The sequence below is a fragment of the Bifidobacterium sp. wkB344 genome (assembly GCF_003688305.1).
In the GTDB taxonomy this organism is placed as follows: domain Bacteria; phylum Actinomycetota; class Actinomycetes; order Actinomycetales; family Bifidobacteriaceae; genus Bombiscardovia; species Bombiscardovia mizhiensis.
In genome coordinates this window covers 110,195-125,428 of record NZ_NPOQ01000016.1, presented here as the reverse complement: position 1 = coordinate 125,428, position 15,234 = coordinate 110,195, and the positions used below count along the sequence as shown (strand labels likewise).

Here is a 15,234-nt window from a genome sequence, read left to right as displayed (position 1 = left end):
TCACTCTCCTTCCGTTGGCTTAGGCGGGTTGAATCGCGGATCGGGTTTGTAGTGGGTGCCCCGGGTGTTGTTCTCCAGCGCCCGCTGCCAGGAGCCGTTGGCCTCCATGTCGGCCAGGGCCGCGTTGATCTTGTGGGCCAGCTTGGTATTACCCTTCTTGCTGCCTACGCCGTAGTACTCCTGGGTGAAGGGTTTGCCCACCAACCGCAGTCTTCCACGGGAGGCGGAGGCCAGCCCTGCCAGGATGATGTCGTCAGTGGTGACCGCATCGACGATGCCGGAGAAAAGGGCCGTGGCGCATTCGGCATAGCCGGGCTGCTCCATCAGCTGGACCTCCTTGGCAAACTTTTTCTTGACAGTAACGGCCGAGGTGGATCCGGTCACCGAGCACAGACGCTTGCCGTTGAGGTCCTCGGGGCCGCGGATCTGATGGTCCTCCTTGCGCACCAGCAGGTCCTGGCCGGCCACGATGTATGGTCCGGCGAAGGAGACCGCCCGCTTGCGTTCATCCGTTATGGAGTAGGAGGCCAGGATCATGTCCACGTCACCATTCTGGAGCATGGCCTCCCGCTGCTTGGAGGGGGCCTCCTTCCAGACGATGTCGTCGGCGCTGTACCCAAGCTTATCGGCGATGTAGGTGGCCACGTCCACGTCGAAGCCCACATAGGTCCCGGCCTTCTTGAAGCCCAGACCAGGCTGGTCGAACTTGATGCCCACCCGGATCTTGCCTGCCTCCTTGTCGGAGCCGCAAGCCGCCAGAGAGACCAGGCAACCCAGTGCGCACAGGATTGCGGTCAGATTCCTGGCCAGCCGTTTCAACGGCCGGCCCATGCCATGCATGCTTGCATTCATGCGGATACGCTTCCCTCCTGCTTCAGTGGGTCAGAATCTTGGACAGGAAGTCGGCGGCCCGCTGAGTCTTGGGGTGGTCGAAGAAGTCGTCGGGGTCGTCCTTTTCCAGGATCCGCCCGTCGGCCATGAAGACGATATGGTCGGCCGCCTGACGGGCAAAGCCCATCTCATGGGTCACGCAGATCATGGTCATGCCCTCCTGGGCCAGTTGGATCATGACATCCAGCACCTCGTTGACCATCTCCGGGTCCAGCGCTGATGTGGGCTCGTCGAAGAGCATGATCTTGGGCTGCATGGCCAGGGCACGGGCGATGGCTACACGCTGCTGCTGGCCACCGGAGAGCTGGGAGGGCATCTTGGAGGCCTGGGATTCCACGCCCACACGGGCCAGGAGGTCCATGGCCAGGTCCTCGGCATCCTTCTTGGGCATGTGGCGCACCTTGATGGGCGCCAGGGTCATGTTCTCCAGGATGGTCTTGTTGGCGAAGAGGTTGAAGGACTGGAAGACCATGCCCACCTCGGCCCTGAGCCGAGCCAGGTCGCGTCCCTCCTGGGGTAGGGGCTCCCCCTCGATCCTGATGACACCGGAGTCGATGGACTCCAGGCGATTGATGGTTCGGCACATGGTGGACTTGCCGGAACCTGAGGGGCCGACCACCACCAGCACCTCGCCGGTGTCGACCTGCAGGTTGATGTCCTTGAGGACGTGCAGGCTGCCAACATGTTTCTCGACGTGGGCCAGCTCGACCAGCGGCCCGGACTTGTCCTTGACGGGGCGATCCGAGGCCGGTTTCTCCGGCAGAATCCGCTCCAACGGCTGTTTGGTTGTTTCGCTCATATTGGGCAGTTTACTCATCCTTTGTTGCAGAACGGCCATAGAAACGGTTCTCATGAACAGCGGAGCCCCTGGCCAAGCGCGACCGATTGATCCACCAATGCATAGAAGGGCAGAAACAATAAGGGCCGGTCTCCCGCAGGATTCCAGCCCTTATAGTCTCTCGTCGATCAGTGACCAAGTGCGCTCAGTCGGCATCCTCCTGATCCGGCTCCCAGTCCACGCCGGTCTCGGCGCGTTGCTGGTCGGAAATGGGCGCAGGAGCACCGGTCATGGGATCCTGGCCGCCACCGGACTTGGGGAAGGCGATGACATCGCGGATGGAGTCGGCTCCCGTCAGGATCTGGGCGGTCCTGTCCCAGCCGAAGGCGATGCCCGCGTGGGGCGGAGCGCCGTACTTGAAGGCATCCAGCAGGAAGCCGAACTTCTCCTGGGCCTCCTCGGGGCCGATACCCAGCACCTTGAAGATTCGGTCCTGGATGTCGTCGCGGTGGATACGCACCGAACCGCCACCCATTTCCTCGCCGTTGCAGACGATGTCGTAGGAGTCGCTCATGGCGTGCTCGGGATCCTTGTCGAAGCGGTCGATCCAGTCGGCCGAGGGCATGGTGAAGGGGTGATGCATGGAGGTCCACTTGGAATGGCCCACGGCCACATCGTCGTCATCCGGGTCGTCGGTGGGCTTGAAGAGCGGGAAGTCCACCACCCAGGTCAGAGCGAATTCGTCGGGTTTGAGCAACCCCTGGCGGCGGGCGATCTCCACACGGGCCGCACCCAGCAGGGTCTGCGAGGCCTCGCGTGGTCCGGCTGCAAAGAAGACGGCATCGCCATCCGAGGCCCCAACAGCCTCCTTGAGGCCCTGACGCTCGGCATCAGACAGGTTCTTGGCCACGGGGCCCTTGAGGGTGCCCTCGCCGGTGAACTGGACGTAAGCCAGACCCTTGGCACCCCGCTGGCGGGCCCATTCCTGCCAGGCATCGAACTGCCTGCGGGGCAGGTTGGCCGCACCCTGATAGACCACGGCGCCCACGTAGGGGGCCTGGAAGACCCTGAAGGGGGTGTCCTTAAAGTAGTCGGTCAGTTCGACGATGGGGTTGCCGAAGCGCAGGTCAGGCTTGTCGGAGCCGTACTTGTCCATGGCCTCCTGCCAGCTGATCCTGGGGATGGGCAGGGTGACCTCGAATCCTGCAGCCTTCCAGACCTCGGCAATGACCTGCTCGGCCATGGCCATGACGTCCTCCTGGGAGGCGAAGCTCATCTCGATGTCCAGCTGGGTGAACTCGGGCTGCCTGTCGGCGCGGAAGTCCTCGTCGCGGTAGCAGCGGGCGATCTGGTAGTAACGCTCGAAGCCGCCCACCATCAGCAGCTGCTTGAGCAGCTGGGGGGACTGCGGCAGGGCATACCAGGATCCGGGAACCAGGCGGGCCGGCACCAGGAAGTCGCGGGCACCCTCGGGCGTGGACTTGATCAGGGTTGGCGTCTCGATCTCGCAGAAGTCCATCTTGTCCAGGGCGGCACGGGCGGCACGGTTCATGGCGGCCCTCAGACGGATGTTGCGCTGCATGGAGGGGCGGCGCAGATCCAGATAACGGTAGCGCAGCCGCACATCCTCGCCGGGCAGCTTGTTCTCGGCCTCGTTCTCCAGGGCTGTGGACACCTGGAAGGGCAGGGCGGCCGACTTGGCCAGAACCTCGATCTTGTCGGCCACGATCTCGATGTGCCCGGTGGACAGGTGCTCGTTGTCATTGCCCTCGGGACGTTCGCGAACCTTGCCGGTGACCTGGATCACGTACTCGCTGCGCAGGGGCCGGGCCTCTTCCTCGTCATAGATGACGATCTGCACCAGACCGGAGCGGTCACGCAGGTCAATAAAGGCCACGCCTCCGTGATCCCGGCGGCGATCCACCCACCCGGCCACCGTGACCTGGCGACCGACCATATCTTCAGTGACATCCGTGGCGTAGCTCGTTCTGTAAGCCGACTGGCCCATGCTTTCCTGTACCTCCATAATGCTCGGCCTGCCCCTGCGTCAGGCCTGGTATTCCACACTCTGCCGGGCATACAGGCTATCCGGCGTCCACGACACCAGTTCAGCCGGAATCTGTTCGCCGGTAATGATGTTCTTGACCTGGTCACCCTCCTGCTGGCCCTCCTTGGCGGGGAACCAGACATAGGGGATGCCCAAGTGGTCGGCATAGCGGATCTGCTTGCCGATCTTGGCTGCGGTGGGTGCCACGTCAGCGGCGATCCCCCTGGCACGCAGATCCTGGGCGATGTGGTTGCTGACGGTGCGATCCTCCTCGTCCCAGACAGCGACCATGACCGCAGCCGGGGAGACCCGAGAGGCCTGGACCCCCTGGGCCAGTAGGTAGGAGAGCAGGCGCGAAAGCCCGATGGACAGCCCCACACCCGGGTAGGTGCGATTGCCCTGGCTGGCCAGGTTGTCGTAACGACCACCGGAGCAGATGGATCCCAGGGATTGCGCCCCCTCAAGGAAAGTCTCATAAACAGAGCCAGTGTAGTAGTCCAAGCCGCGGGCGATCTTCAGATCGGCGATGACAGAGCCCGGCCGGATGCGTGCAGCCTCGTCGATGATCATGGCCAGCGTCTCCAGCCCCTCAATGGCCAAGGAGTATGAAGAAGACTGCTTGTCGATGCCAACCTTGTCGACCAGGGCGTCGAACCGCTGGCGCAGCTGCCCGCCATCGTCGGCAGTCAGCTCGGCCAGATCCAGGCAGGCTCTGGCCTGGTCCTGGTTGGCACCGCACTCACTGACCAGCAGGCTGGCCACCTCGTCAGGGCCGATCTTGTCCAGCTTGTCGATCTCGCGCAGCACGCCCTCGACATCCTCCAGGCCCAGACCCCGGTAGAATCCCTCGGAAAGCTTGCGGTTGTTGGCATGCACGGTGGGCTTGGGCAGTCCGAAGGCCCGCAGCTCCTCCAGGGCGCTCAGCATGACCAGGGGCACCTCGACCTCGTAGTGGTCAGGCAGCTCCCCGTTGCCGATCACATCAATATCAGCCTGGACGAACTCCCTGAACCGTCCCTCCTGGGGGCGCTCCCCCCGCCAGACCTTTTGAATCTGCCAGCGCTTGAAGGGGAAGGTCAAGTCGTTGCTGTGTTCCACCACGTAACGGCTCAGCGGCACGGTCAGGTCAAAATGCAGGCCCAGCCGACGCTCCACCGGCACATCCTTTTCCTGCCCAAGATCCTGCAGCCGGGAGAGCAGGTAGATCTCCTTGCTGGTCTCCCCCTTCTTGAGCAGGCTGGAACCCTCTTCGACGGCCCGGGTCTCAATGCCGATGTAGCCGTTCAACTCGAAGACCTTGCGGAGCGTGTCGATAATGCGCTGCTCCACCACTCGTTGTGAAGGAAGCCATTCAGGGAAACCGGATAGAGATGTGCCTTTTGCCATAAGAACCTATACTATAGGAGGTCAAGGAAAATGGTACTGCCATATTTTGCGATCTCTCCAACACACAAGCCTAAGGAGCTGGCCATGGCCGACAACACCGCCATCACACCCGAGAACACCTCGACACCGCAGGAGGAGCACACCGCGGATGCGGCGGGCCAGGTCGCCGCTGCCACGACACCCGAAGCCGAACAGACCCAGAGCGCACCGGTACCGGCTGAGCCTAAGCCGGCAAAGCCCAAGGCAGTCCCCTCCCCTGCGGCTTTGGCCCACAAGGCCCCTCATGTCAAGGCCGCTCCGGCCGCTCCCACCTACAGCCAGGAGGAGATCGACAAGGCCGAATCCTTCGGCCGGGTGGACGAGCAGGGCAACGTCTTCGTCCGCGAGGGCGACCAGGAGCGCCAGGTGGGCCAGTTCCCCAACGCTGATGCCAAGGAGGCCCTGAACCTCTACGCCCGTCGCTACCTGGATCTCAAGGAGAAGCTGAATCTCTTCGCCTCCAGGCTGCGCAGCCCTAAGATCAAGGCCCACGAGATTGACGAGTCTATAACCTCGCTCAAGGAGGAGACCAGCCAGCCCGAGGCCGTCGGCGACCTCGCAGCCCTCCGCACGCAGTTGGACAAGTTGGCCGAACAGGGGCAGGCACGCAAGGCCGAGCTGGCGCAGGCACGCAAGGACGCCATGGCCAAGGCCATCAAGGAGCGGACCGCCATCGTGGAGAAGGCCGAAGATCTGGCTGCCTCCTTGGGCGACTCCACTAACTGGCGTTCCACAGCGGACAAGTTCCGTTCCCTCTTCGAGCAGTGGCAGCACCACCAGCGCACCACCATCCGCATCGACAAGGCCGACGCGGACGCGCTCTGGAAGCGCTTCTCCTCCGCCCGCACCACCTTCAACCAGGCCCGCCGCAAGTGGGCCCAGCAGCGTGATGCCCAACGGTCAGAGACCAAGCGGATCAAAGAGGAGATCATCGCCGAGGCCGACCAGATCAAGGACTCCACCGACTGGGGACCCACCTCCCACCAGTTCAACGAACTTATGGACCGTTGGAAGCAGGCCGGACGGGCAGGACGTCAGGATGACGATGCCCTCTGGGCCCGGTTCCGTCAGGCCGCGGATGTCTTCTTCAACGCCCGTCAGGCAGACCGGGACAAGACCTCGGTCAACGAGCGCGAGAACCTGACCAAGAAAGAAGCCCTAGTGGCCAAGGCCGAGGCTCTGCTGCCCGTCAAGGATGCCAAGGCCGCCAAGCAGGCCCGGCAGGAGCTGGCCAAGATCCAGGAGGAATGGGACGGCATCGGCTTTGTCCCCCGTGACGACGTGCGCCGGATCGAGGGCAGGATGGATGCCGTAGATCGGCAGATCAAGGCCGTGGAGGATGCGGCCTGGAACCAGTCGGATCCCGAGGCCGATGCCCGCGTCTCCAGCTTCGAGCAGCAGCTGGCCGCCCAGCTTGAGGACCTGGACCGTCGGATCGCCGCCGAGCAGGATCCGGCAAAGAAGCAGGAGCTTGAGGCCGAAAAGGCCACCAAGGAGCAGTGGATGAACGCCGTGCGCTGATCGCATCTGACTGCTTCAGGGCCTCCGGTCTGGTCATCGACCACCGGGGGTCCTTCCGTAACCACCGTTGATAACCGTCTGTCAGTTCAAGGCCGAAAGCAAGTGACCATGCCGTAGCAAGAGTGTAGAGGAAAAGCGGGCATAGCGGTGGTTGAGATGGAAGGTCAGATGGCCCGCATATGGGGGCTGGCCGAACCCTTGGCCCCGGTCAGACGGTAGGCATCGAAGACCCCGTCGATCTTCCTGACGGCCGACAAGAGGGTGTTCAGATGCTGGGGGTCGCCCATCTCGAAGACGAACTGGCTGACCGCCACCCGGTCACGGCCAGTGGACTGGCTGCCCGACAGGATGTTGACGCCGTGGTCGGACAACACCTGGGTGATGTCAGAGAGCAGGTGGGGCCGGTCCAGGGCCTCCACCTGGATCTGTACCATGAAGGTGCCCTGCTTGCCTGTCCAGGAGACCTCGATGATCCGTTCGGGTTGCTTCTTGCGAAGGTCCAGAAGGTTCTGACAGTCGGACCGATGAACCGAAACGCCCTGGTTGCGGGTGATGAACCCGGTGATGGGATCTCCCGGCACCGGGGTGCAGCAACGGGCCAGCTTGACCCAGACATCGTCCACACCCTTGACCGAGATCCCCTGGGAAGTCTCCGGCCGACTGGATTTGGTGACCCTTTGCAGAGGTATGGCCTCCTGCTCGACCTCGTCCTCAAGGGCCGATCGGCCAGCATCATGGACCAGCCGCGAGATCACGTTCTGGGTGGAGACCTGTCCGTCGCCAATGGCGGCGTAGACCGCCTTCTCATTGGGATAGTTGAGCTCGTCGGCGGCCCCCACCATAGCTTCGGGGGTCAGCAGGGTGGCCACGGGCAGGTTCCGCTTGCGCATGGCGCGGATGAGCTCGTCCTTGCCCTCCTCGATGGTCTCCGAACGGCGCTCCTTGCTGAACCACTGACGGATCTTGCTGCGGGCGCGGGGGCTCTTGGCGAAACTGAGCCAGTCGCGCGAGGGCCCATCAGTGTCCGACTTGCTGGTCAGAATCTCCACCGTATCCCCGTTGCGCAGCTTGGTGTCCAGGGGGACCAGACGACCGTTGACCCTGGCGCCCATGGTTCTGTGTCCCACCTCGGTGTGGACGGCGTAGGCGAAGTCCACGGGTGTGGAGTCGGCCGGCAGGGAGATGATCTTGCCCTTGGGGGTGAACACATAGACCTCGGCCGAGCCCAGATCGTCCTTGAGCGAGCCCAGGAACTCATTGGAGTCCGGGGTCTCGCTGGTCCAGTCGGCCAGCTGCTGGATCCAGGTCAGGTTGTCCTCCTGGCTCAGCTCCCCCTCCTGGCGCTCACGCTTGACGTCGGACTTGTCCGGCTGGGAGAGCTCGCGGCCGGCGGACCCGTTCTCCTTGTACTTCCAGTGGGCGGCGATGCCGAACTCGGCACGACGGTGCATCTGCCAGGTGCGGATCTGGATCTCAACAGGCTTGCCACCGGGACCCACCACCGTGGTGTGCAGGGACTGGTAGCGGTTGGTCTTGGGCATGGCGATGTAGTCCTTGAACCGCCCAGGCACCGGGCTCCAGCGGGCATGGACGGCGCCCAGGGCCGCATAGCAGTCGCGGATGGTGTCCACGATGATGCGCACACCGACCAGATCGTAGATATTGGCGAAATCGTGTCCGCGCACAATCATCTTCTGGTAGATGCTGAAGTAGTCCTTGGGCCGTCCGGTCACCTGAGCCTTGATGCCCTGGGCATCCAGATCCTCGTGGATCTCGTCCAGGATCTGCTTCAGGTAGACCTCCCGCTGGCCCGCCCTGCGGGAGACCAGGACCACGATCTCGTTGTAGATCTTGGGATAGAGGGTCTTGAAGCTGAGCTCCTCCAGCTCGGTCTTGATGGCGTTCATGCCCAGCCGGTTTGCAAGGGGGGCATAGACATCCAGGGTCTCGCGGGCCTTGCGCTGGGCCGATGAAGCCTTGACGTAGCGCCAGGTGCGGGCGTTGTGGACCCGGTCGGCCAGCTTGACCACCAGGACGCGGACATCCCGGCTCATGGCCACGATCATCTTGCGGATGGTCTCGGCCTGGGCCGAATCGCCGTAGTCCATCTTGGATATTTTGGTGACCCCATCCACCAGGCCGGCTACCGTGTCGCCGAACTCATTCCGGCACTGCTCCAGGGTGTAGTCGGTGTCCTCCACCGTGTCGTGCAGCAGACCGGCCGAAACCACCGTGGGGCCCATGCCCAGGTCGGCCAGAATCTGGGCCACAGCCAGTGGGTGAATGATGTAGGGCTCGCCGGACTTGCGCCTTTGGTCGGCATGCTGAACAACAGCCCGGTCATAGGCGCGCTGGAGCATGGACAGATCCTCGCCGGGATGGTGGGCGGCGCAGATCTCCCGGATGGGCATCAGGGGGTTGAGCGGATCGTCGCTGATCTCGCAGCCCAAGGCTCTGGAGGACAGGCCGGAAGGGGCCTGCTCGCCGACATCATTGCTGCAGACGCTGCCCTCCGGAGTGACCATTCAAGCCTCCCATGTCCAGATATAATGCACCAATCCTACACTTGCGCCTGACCCATTCAGGCCGTCCGTGTCCGAAGGATGCCTCAGCGGCCCGTCGAGCCGAATCCGGCATCCGAACGTACCGAGCCAGGCAGACGTTCCGCGGGCACGAAACGAGCCTGTACGTAGCGCTGGATAACCAGCTGGGCGATGCGCTCCCCTGGCTCGAAATGGACCGACTCATGAGGATCCAGGTTGATCAGGGGCACCTTGATCTCGCCCCGGTATCCGGCATCGATGGTCCCGGGCGCATTGAGCACGGTCACGCCCATTTTGACTGCCAGTCCCGAGCGGGGATGAACCAGTCCGACGTACCCATTGGGCAGAGCCAGAGCGACACCGGTGGGAATCAGCGCCCGCTGGAAGGGAGCCAGATCCACGGCCACCCTGGCTCGCAGATCGGCCCCTGCATCGCCGGGCATGGCGTATTCCGGCACCTTGGCCCCATCCAAGGATTTGAACAGGACCTCGACCGTTTCTGGCTCGTTGTAGGACTCGTCGTAGGCCATCAGGCGGCGCACTCCTTGCAGACGGGCTTGCCGTCGGGGGTGGTGTAGGCCAGTTGGCTCCGGTGCTTGACCAGGAAGCAGTTGGAGCAGATGAATTCATCGCCCTGCATGGGGATGACGGTCACCGAAGAGTCCTCATTGCTCAGGTCGGCACCAGGCAGCTCGTAGTCCTCGGCGATGGCGTTCTCGTCGTCGTCCAGGTCGGCCCCGGCATCCTGGCCGCTTTTGCCCAGCTCCTGCAGGGATTCCTCGTCTTCGTCCTTGTCGCGCGGGGTATCGTAATCCTGTGCCATCGTGTACCCTTTCCTTGTTCGGCCGGCCACCTCGTATGCCGGTCATTTCACACGATATGTACTGCGCATAGGATACACGATTTCAAAAGCACGTAAAATACCAACCGTAGGGCACAATGGAAATACCTAAGGCCGTGTAAAGGAACCGTAAGAGGATAGGGGCGTGCATGTCTGAGAATGGGACCCGGGTGGCCAGCTTTGACCATGTCGACGACAGGGGCGATCTGGTCTTCGTCTGTGACCACCGGCACTTCGCCGTAAGGGTCGACGATGCGCTTGATCGCGCCATTCTTGAGGCCAAGCAGGTCAAGGAGGAAGAGGACGTTGACCCCCAGACCGGCAAGTCCAAGCCCCTGCCTGTCTCGGCCATTCAGGCGGCTGTGCGCGCCGGCGCCCGCCCCGAGCAGGTGGCTCAGCAATACGCTGTCAACGAAGCGCTGGTACGGCGTTTCGCGGCCCCGGTGGAGACCGAAAAGAAGTACGCCATCGAGCAGTTCCTGACCATGCCGGCGCCCAAGGGGTCGGGCGGGCGAAACTACCAGGAACTGATCGGCAAGGTGCTGGCCCGTGCGGGGGTCAGCCTGTCACAGGTCTCCTGGCAGGCCACCAGACGAGGGTACGAACCCTGGAACATCAACGGCGTGTTTACCTTGGACAAGCGGATTTTCAACGCCCGCTGGGCCTGGAACATGCATGACAACACCGTGACCTGTCTGAACGGGGCGGCAAGGATGCTGCTGGATGATTCCGCAGACGATCATGGCCAGGATCGGCCTGCTGAAGCGATTGACGATCAGACCGACAGGCGGCCTCCAAGCCAGAAGGATACCTTTACCCAAATCGAAGAAGAGGATGCCAGATCGGAGGGCCAGGAGAGCGGCGAACGTCAGGCGGCACTCACGGCCTGGCTCTATGGCAAGCCCAAGGAGAGCCAGGAGCGGACAGCCGAGCGGGAGCCCAGCCACCCCAGTGCAGAACTGACCGAGGATCCCGACACGGCCGAGCATCCTCCCATCAGAGACAACGAATCCACCATGGTCCTGCCCGTGCAGAACCATGGGCAGGGCCAGGCGGACCAGGAGCAGCCCCGGCAAGAGGATCCAGGCGATGATGCCGGGCAGGACGAGCAGGAGGATCAGCCCAAGGAGGGCCGCCGCAGCAAGCGGGCCAAAAAGCACTCCGGGCGGTCGGCCGTACCAAGCTGGGATGAGATCCTCTTCGGCAAGTAGTCAGACCAGGTCGATCAGACAGGGAATCTGCGTCTCCAGACGGGTCCATGAACCATGCACGCCGGGCAGCCTGGTTGCAGCATCCGTCTGATCTGCAGAATTCACCAGGGTGATCCGGTCACCGGCCAGCACCAGAAGGTCGCCGATCATGGGTCGGATCCGGGCGTCCACAGGGCCGAAGATTCCTCCTTGGATGGCCTGGTCCCGGGTCAACACCCAGGCCCGCTCCCCCAGACGCTCACGCCAGCGTGTAGCCACGACCTGGGGGTCCGCCCCCTGGTCCAGATAGAGCATGACCGCCCTGGGCTCGCCACCCACCAATCGCACATCCCGGTTCAGCTCCGGTTCCTGGGCAATGTCAATGCGCTGGTTCGGATCGGACTCAACCATGCCGTGATCGGCTACGATCACCGTCAGTGTCCCGGCGGGCAGGCGGCGATGAAGCTCGGCCAGCTGTGCATCGGTGGCTTCAAGAGCGGCCACCCACTCCTCGCCCTCCCAGCCGCTGTGGTGGCCCACCTTGTCCACATCGCGGATGTAGAGGTAGGTCAGCCCCGGCTGACGGGCAGCCTCGCAGGCGGCCAGGAGACGCTGACGTGAGTGGTTGTGGGCCAGGTACTCCCCGCCACGCAGAGCCGCGCGGGTCAGGGCTGAATCACGAAAACGCGGCAGGCCCGAGGAGGTCACACGGACCCCTTGCGCCTGGAGGGTCTCGAAGACCGTGGGACGGCGTTGCAGGTGCTCGGGATCCTGAGCCCCCCTGAATTGGATCATCTGACCCAGCTGGCCGGTGTCCGGGTTCAGCTGGGTGTAGCCGGTCATACCGGTCAGCCCGGGGCTGGTTCCGGTGCCGAAGACCCCCATGGCCGCCACGGTCGTCGAGGGCAGACTGGTGTAGAGGGGATGCTGGTTGATGGGCTCGGACAGCAGCGAGCGCAGGTAGGGCACATGGCCCTGACGGCTGACCAGATTCCAGAATCCCAGCCCATCCACCAGGACGACGACCACCGACCGGGCCTCCGGCAGTCCCAAGGCCTCCTGGAGAGCCTTGGCAGACGGATGGACGTCGGTGGCCACAGGCGTTCCCAGGCATGCGCTCAGGGCGGGCAGGACGGCGGACAGATGCCTGGCCCCGCCAACATGGTTAGCCCCCGCCCGGTCCCCGTATTGGATAGGCGGACTCGGCTGCAGCAGTTCCTTCATGTCAGGTGTATCCAGACCCATGCCTTCCATTCAAGCACGGTCAGGCCCCAGGCCGACACCGCATCCCTGCGGTGAAGGCTTTGGCGGACCGTCCGGTTATCATAAGGCGGAACGTGAAGGAGCAGGAGCTGGAGCATGGCAACTCATCGCAGGAGCAAGGCGGCGGGGTACGACCCGAGGCAGGTCAAGGAGCACATCGTCGAAACCCCTCTGAACGAGGAGATGAGCAAGTCCTTCCTGGAATACGCCTACTCGGTCATCTACGCCAGGGCCCTGCCCGACGCCCGTGACGGACTCAAGCCCGTCCAGCGGCGGATCATCTACCAGATGGGGCAGATGAACCTCAACCCCGACCGCCCCTACATGAAGTCCGCCAGGGCCGTGGGCGAGGTCATGGGCAAGCTGCACCCCCATGGCGACTCATCCATCTACGAGGCCATGGTCAGGCTGGCCCAGCCCTTCGCCATGCGCCTGCCCCTGGTCGACGGCCACGGCAACTTCGGATCCCTGGACGACGGCCCGGCGGCCTCCCGCTACACCGAGGCCAGGCTGGCTCCGGCGGCCCTGGGCATGAACGCCGACATCGACCAGGACACAGTGGACTTCTCCCCCAACTACGACAACAAGCTCAAGGAGCCCCAGGTCCTGCCCTCGGCCATCCCCAACCTGCTGGTCAACGGGGCCTCGGGCATCGCCGTGGGCATGGCCACCAATATGATCACCCACAACCTGGGCGAGGTGGTGGCCGCTGCCAAGTACCTGATGGCTCACCCGGACGCAAGCCTGGACGAACTCATGCGCTACGTGCCCGGCCCGGATCTGCCCGGCGGCGGGGTCATCGTGGGTCGGGACGGCATCCGCAAGGCCTACGAGCACGGCCGGGGTGCCTTCGTAACCAGGTCCGTCACCCACCTGGAGAACGTGACCGCCCGCAAGAAGGCCATCGTGGTCACCGAGTTGCCCTTCATGGTGGGACCCGAACGGGTGCTGGAACGCATCTCCGACGGGGTGCGCAACCACAAGCTGGAGGGCATCTCCAGCGCCATCGACCTGACCGACCGGCACAACGGGACCCGCCTGGTCATTGAGATCAAGACGGGATTCGACCCGGGCAAGGTCCTGGGCAAACTCTTCAAGTACACGCCCCTGGAGGACTCCTTCACCATCAACAACGTGGCCCTGGTCCACGGACGGCCCAGAACCATGGGGCTCAAGGAGCTGCTGGAGGTCTGGGTGGAGCACCGGCGCACGGTCATCCATCGGCGCAGCGAGTTCCGTCGCAAGAAGGCCCTGGAACGTCTGCATCTGGTCGAGGGGCTCCTGCTGGCCCTGGTCGACATCGACGAGGTCATCCAGGTCATTCGCAGCTCGGACGATGCGGATGCGGCCAAGACCAGGCTGATGGCGGTCTTCGACCTGGATCAGACCCAGGCCCAGTACATTCTTGACCTGCGGCTGCGGCGGTTGACCAAGATGAGCAGGATCGAGCTGGAGGGCGAACGCGACGACCTCAACAAACAGCTGGAGGAACTGGAGCGGATTCTGGGTTCCTCGGCCGAGCTGGACCGGGTGGTCATCCAGGAGATGGACCAGGCGGTAGCCCAGTGGGGTACGCCCAGGCGCACGGTCATCCTGGACCAGGAGCCCTCCGGCGATCTGGCCCCTGTGCAGTCAGCGGCAGCCGGCGACCAGCAAACCTCCGGCAAGGCCGGTGCCGGCCCACAGGCCGCACTGCTGGCCAGCGGAGGAACCAGCCGCGGCGGGGACGGCGGCGACCTACACATGGAGGACAAGCCCTGCACGGTCATGATGAGCGCCACCGGCCTGCTGGCACGCAGCACCCCCGGAGCCTTGGATGCCTGGCGGTCCCGGCCGCGCAACCAGGACCGGGGGCATGACGACCAGATCATCGCCATATTCGCCACCACCACCCTGGCCACCTACGGCCTGGTCACCACGGCTGGACGGCTGATCACCGCTCCTGTGGCCGACCTGCCGCTGATCCCCGCCACCGCCAACCCCAACCTGAGCGGGGGCATCGTGGCCGACGAGCTTCTGGGCGGAACCGCCAGCACCGAACCACAGGCCGACGAGCACGCCGTCACCGTCATCGACATGGCCGATACCCGGCCCCTGGCCCTGGGCACCCGGCTTGGCACGGTCAAGCGTTGGAACCGCGAGTCCCCGACCACCATGGACTCCTGGACGGTCATCGACCTGAAGGATGAGGACCAGGTGGTCTTCGCAGCCCCCTGCCAGGACGGGGACCGCATGGTGCTCATCTCCTCGGATGCCAGCCTGTTGACCTTCACCGGCGACAAGGTTCGCCCCCAGGGCCGCAATGCGGCCGGCATGGTGGGCATCCGTCTGGTCCAGGGCTGCCAGGTCGCCACCTTCGCGGTTGTACCGGCCGGAGAGATCGGCTGGACCTACCAGGAGACCGGCGAGGATGGCATGAGCACCCAGGCCGGGGCCGTGGTCCTGACCGTGGCCGGCGACTCCGAGGCCCTGCCCGGCACCGAGAATGGGTCGGCCAAGCTGACCCCGCTGGAGATGTATCCGGTCAAGGGCCGTGGCACCAGGGGCGTGCGCTCCCAGCGCTTCCTCAAGGGACAGGACACCCTGCTGCTGGCCCGGGTGGGCGCCTGGCCCCTGCACGCCAGCACCGCTGCCGGTTCTCCGGTCGACCTGCCCGACGTGGACATGCGCCGGGACGCCTCCGGTCAGGAGCTGGCAGCGCCCATCGCCTTCGTAGCCTGAGGACACGTTCACAC

General features: G+C 64.1%; 11 protein-coding genes. 3 read left to right on the top strand and 8 right to left on the bottom strand.

Annotated elements, in window-relative coordinates; genetic code table 11:
• From CI601_RS05080 to hisS, 4 genes are all read right to left on the bottom strand, one after another.
• Positions 1 to 831 carry a glutamate ABC transporter substrate-binding protein gene (locus CI601_RS05080; protein WP_183129789.1) on the bottom strand — a complete coding sequence of 277 codons (831 nt, stop codon included), beginning with the start codon at positions 829 to 831 and terminating at the stop codon, positions 1 to 3.
• Between the two features lie 43 nt (positions 832 to 874).
• Complete coding sequence (locus tag CI601_RS05075; protein WP_310886179.1) at positions 875 to 1,690, bottom strand: amino acid ABC transporter ATP-binding protein; 816 nt, start codon at positions 1,688 to 1,690, stop codon at positions 875 to 877.
• A 184-nt stretch (positions 1,691 to 1,874) separates the two neighbouring features.
• Entirely contained in the window at positions 1,875 to 3,677 is a 1,803-nt protein-coding gene (gene aspS / locus CI601_RS05070) for an aspartate--tRNA ligase (RefSeq protein ID WP_024627822.1), read from the bottom strand.
• 39 nt (positions 3,678 to 3,716) lie between these two features.
• A complete protein-coding gene (gene hisS / locus CI601_RS05065) occupies positions 3,717 to 5,102 on the bottom strand; it encodes a histidine--tRNA ligase (RefSeq protein WP_121914562.1) in 1,386 nt (461 codons plus the stop codon).
• 84 nt (positions 5,103 to 5,186) lie between these two features.
• Here hisS and CI601_RS05060 point away from each other — a divergent pair, with 84 nt between their 5' ends.
• Complete coding sequence (locus CI601_RS05060) at positions 5,187 to 6,662, top strand: DUF349 domain-containing protein (protein ID WP_121914561.1); 1,476 nt, start codon at positions 5,187 to 5,189, stop codon at positions 6,660 to 6,662.
• 164 nt (positions 6,663 to 6,826) lie between these two features.
• Here the strand turns inward: CI601_RS05060 and CI601_RS05055 are convergent, their stop codons facing one another.
• From CI601_RS05055 to CI601_RS05045, 3 genes are all read right to left on the bottom strand, one after another.
• Complete coding sequence (locus CI601_RS05055; RefSeq protein ID WP_024627825.1) at positions 6,827 to 9,187, bottom strand: bifunctional (p)ppGpp synthetase/guanosine-3',5'-bis(diphosphate) 3'-pyrophosphohydrolase; 2,361 nt, start codon at positions 9,185 to 9,187, stop codon at positions 6,827 to 6,829.
• Positions 9,188 to 9,270: 83 nt separating this feature from the next.
• Positions 9,271 to 9,735, bottom strand: coding sequence for a dUTP diphosphatase (dut, locus tag CI601_RS05050; protein WP_121914560.1), 465 nt, complete (start codon positions 9,733 to 9,735; stop codon positions 9,271 to 9,273).
• Positions 9,735 to 10,028 (bottom strand): DUF4193 domain-containing protein, encoded by a 294-nt coding sequence (locus tag CI601_RS05045; protein ID WP_024627827.1) that lies wholly within the window; start codon positions 10,026 to 10,028, stop codon positions 9,735 to 9,737. Before CI601_RS05045 ends, dut begins: the two co-directional genes overlap by 1 nt.
• 167 nt (positions 10,029 to 10,195) lie before the next feature.
• On the opposite strand from CI601_RS05045, the gene sepH reads away from it, so the two are divergent.
• Entirely contained in the window at positions 10,196 to 11,257 is a 1,062-nt protein-coding gene (gene sepH, locus CI601_RS05040; protein WP_121914559.1) for a septation protein SepH, read from the top strand.
• Here the strand turns inward: sepH and CI601_RS05035 are convergent, their stop codons facing one another.
• Positions 11,258 to 12,481, bottom strand: coding sequence for an alkaline phosphatase family protein (locus CI601_RS05035; RefSeq protein ID WP_121914558.1), 1,224 nt, complete (start codon positions 12,479 to 12,481; stop codon positions 11,258 to 11,260). It abuts the gene before it with no gap.
• Positions 12,482 to 12,595: 114 nt separating this feature from the next.
• On the opposite strand from CI601_RS05035, the gene CI601_RS05030 reads away from it, so the two are divergent.
• The gene (locus CI601_RS05030) at positions 12,596 to 15,220 is read left to right on the top strand and encodes a DNA topoisomerase (ATP-hydrolyzing) subunit A (RefSeq protein ID WP_121914557.1); all 2,625 of its coding nucleotides are present in this window, start codon (positions 12,596 to 12,598) and stop codon (positions 15,218 to 15,220) included.
• The last annotated feature ends 14 nt before the right edge of the window (positions 15,221 to 15,234 follow it).

Bases quoted from the DNA above. Each gene is read 5' to 3' on its own strand.
- CI601_RS05080 (WP_183129789.1), bottom strand. From the start codon at position 831: ATGGGCCGGCCGTTGAAACGGCTGGCCAGGAATCTGACCGCAATCCTG.
- CI601_RS05075 (WP_310886179.1), bottom strand. From the start codon at position 1,690: ATGAGCGAAACAACCAAACAGCCGTTGGAGCGGATTCTGCCGGAGAAA.
- aspS (WP_024627822.1), bottom strand. From the start codon at position 3,677: ATGGGCCAGTCGGCTTACAGAACGAGCTACGCCACGGATGTCACTGAA.
- hisS (WP_121914562.1), bottom strand. From the start codon at position 5,102: ATGGCAAAAGGCACATCTCTATCCGGTTTCCCTGAATGGCTTCCTTCA.
- CI601_RS05060 (WP_121914561.1), top strand. From the start codon at position 5,187: ATGGCCGACAACACCGCCATCACACCCGAGAACACCTCGACACCGCAG.
- CI601_RS05055 (WP_024627825.1), bottom strand. From the start codon at position 9,187: ATGGTCACTCCGGAGGGCAGCGTCTGCAGCAATGATGTCGGCGAGCAG.
- dut (WP_121914560.1), bottom strand. From the start codon at position 9,735: ATGGCCTACGACGAGTCCTACAACGAGCCAGAAACGGTCGAGGTCCTG.
- CI601_RS05045 (WP_024627827.1), bottom strand. From the start codon at position 10,028: ATGGCACAGGATTACGATACCCCGCGCGACAAGGACGAAGACGAGGAA.
- sepH (WP_121914559.1), top strand. From the start codon at position 10,196: ATGTCTGAGAATGGGACCCGGGTGGCCAGCTTTGACCATGTCGACGAC.
- CI601_RS05035 (WP_121914558.1), bottom strand. From the start codon at position 12,481: ATGGGTCTGGATACACCTGACATGAAGGAACTGCTGCAGCCGAGTCCG.
- CI601_RS05030 (WP_121914557.1), top strand. From the start codon at position 12,596: ATGGCAACTCATCGCAGGAGCAAGGCGGCGGGGTACGACCCGAGGCAG.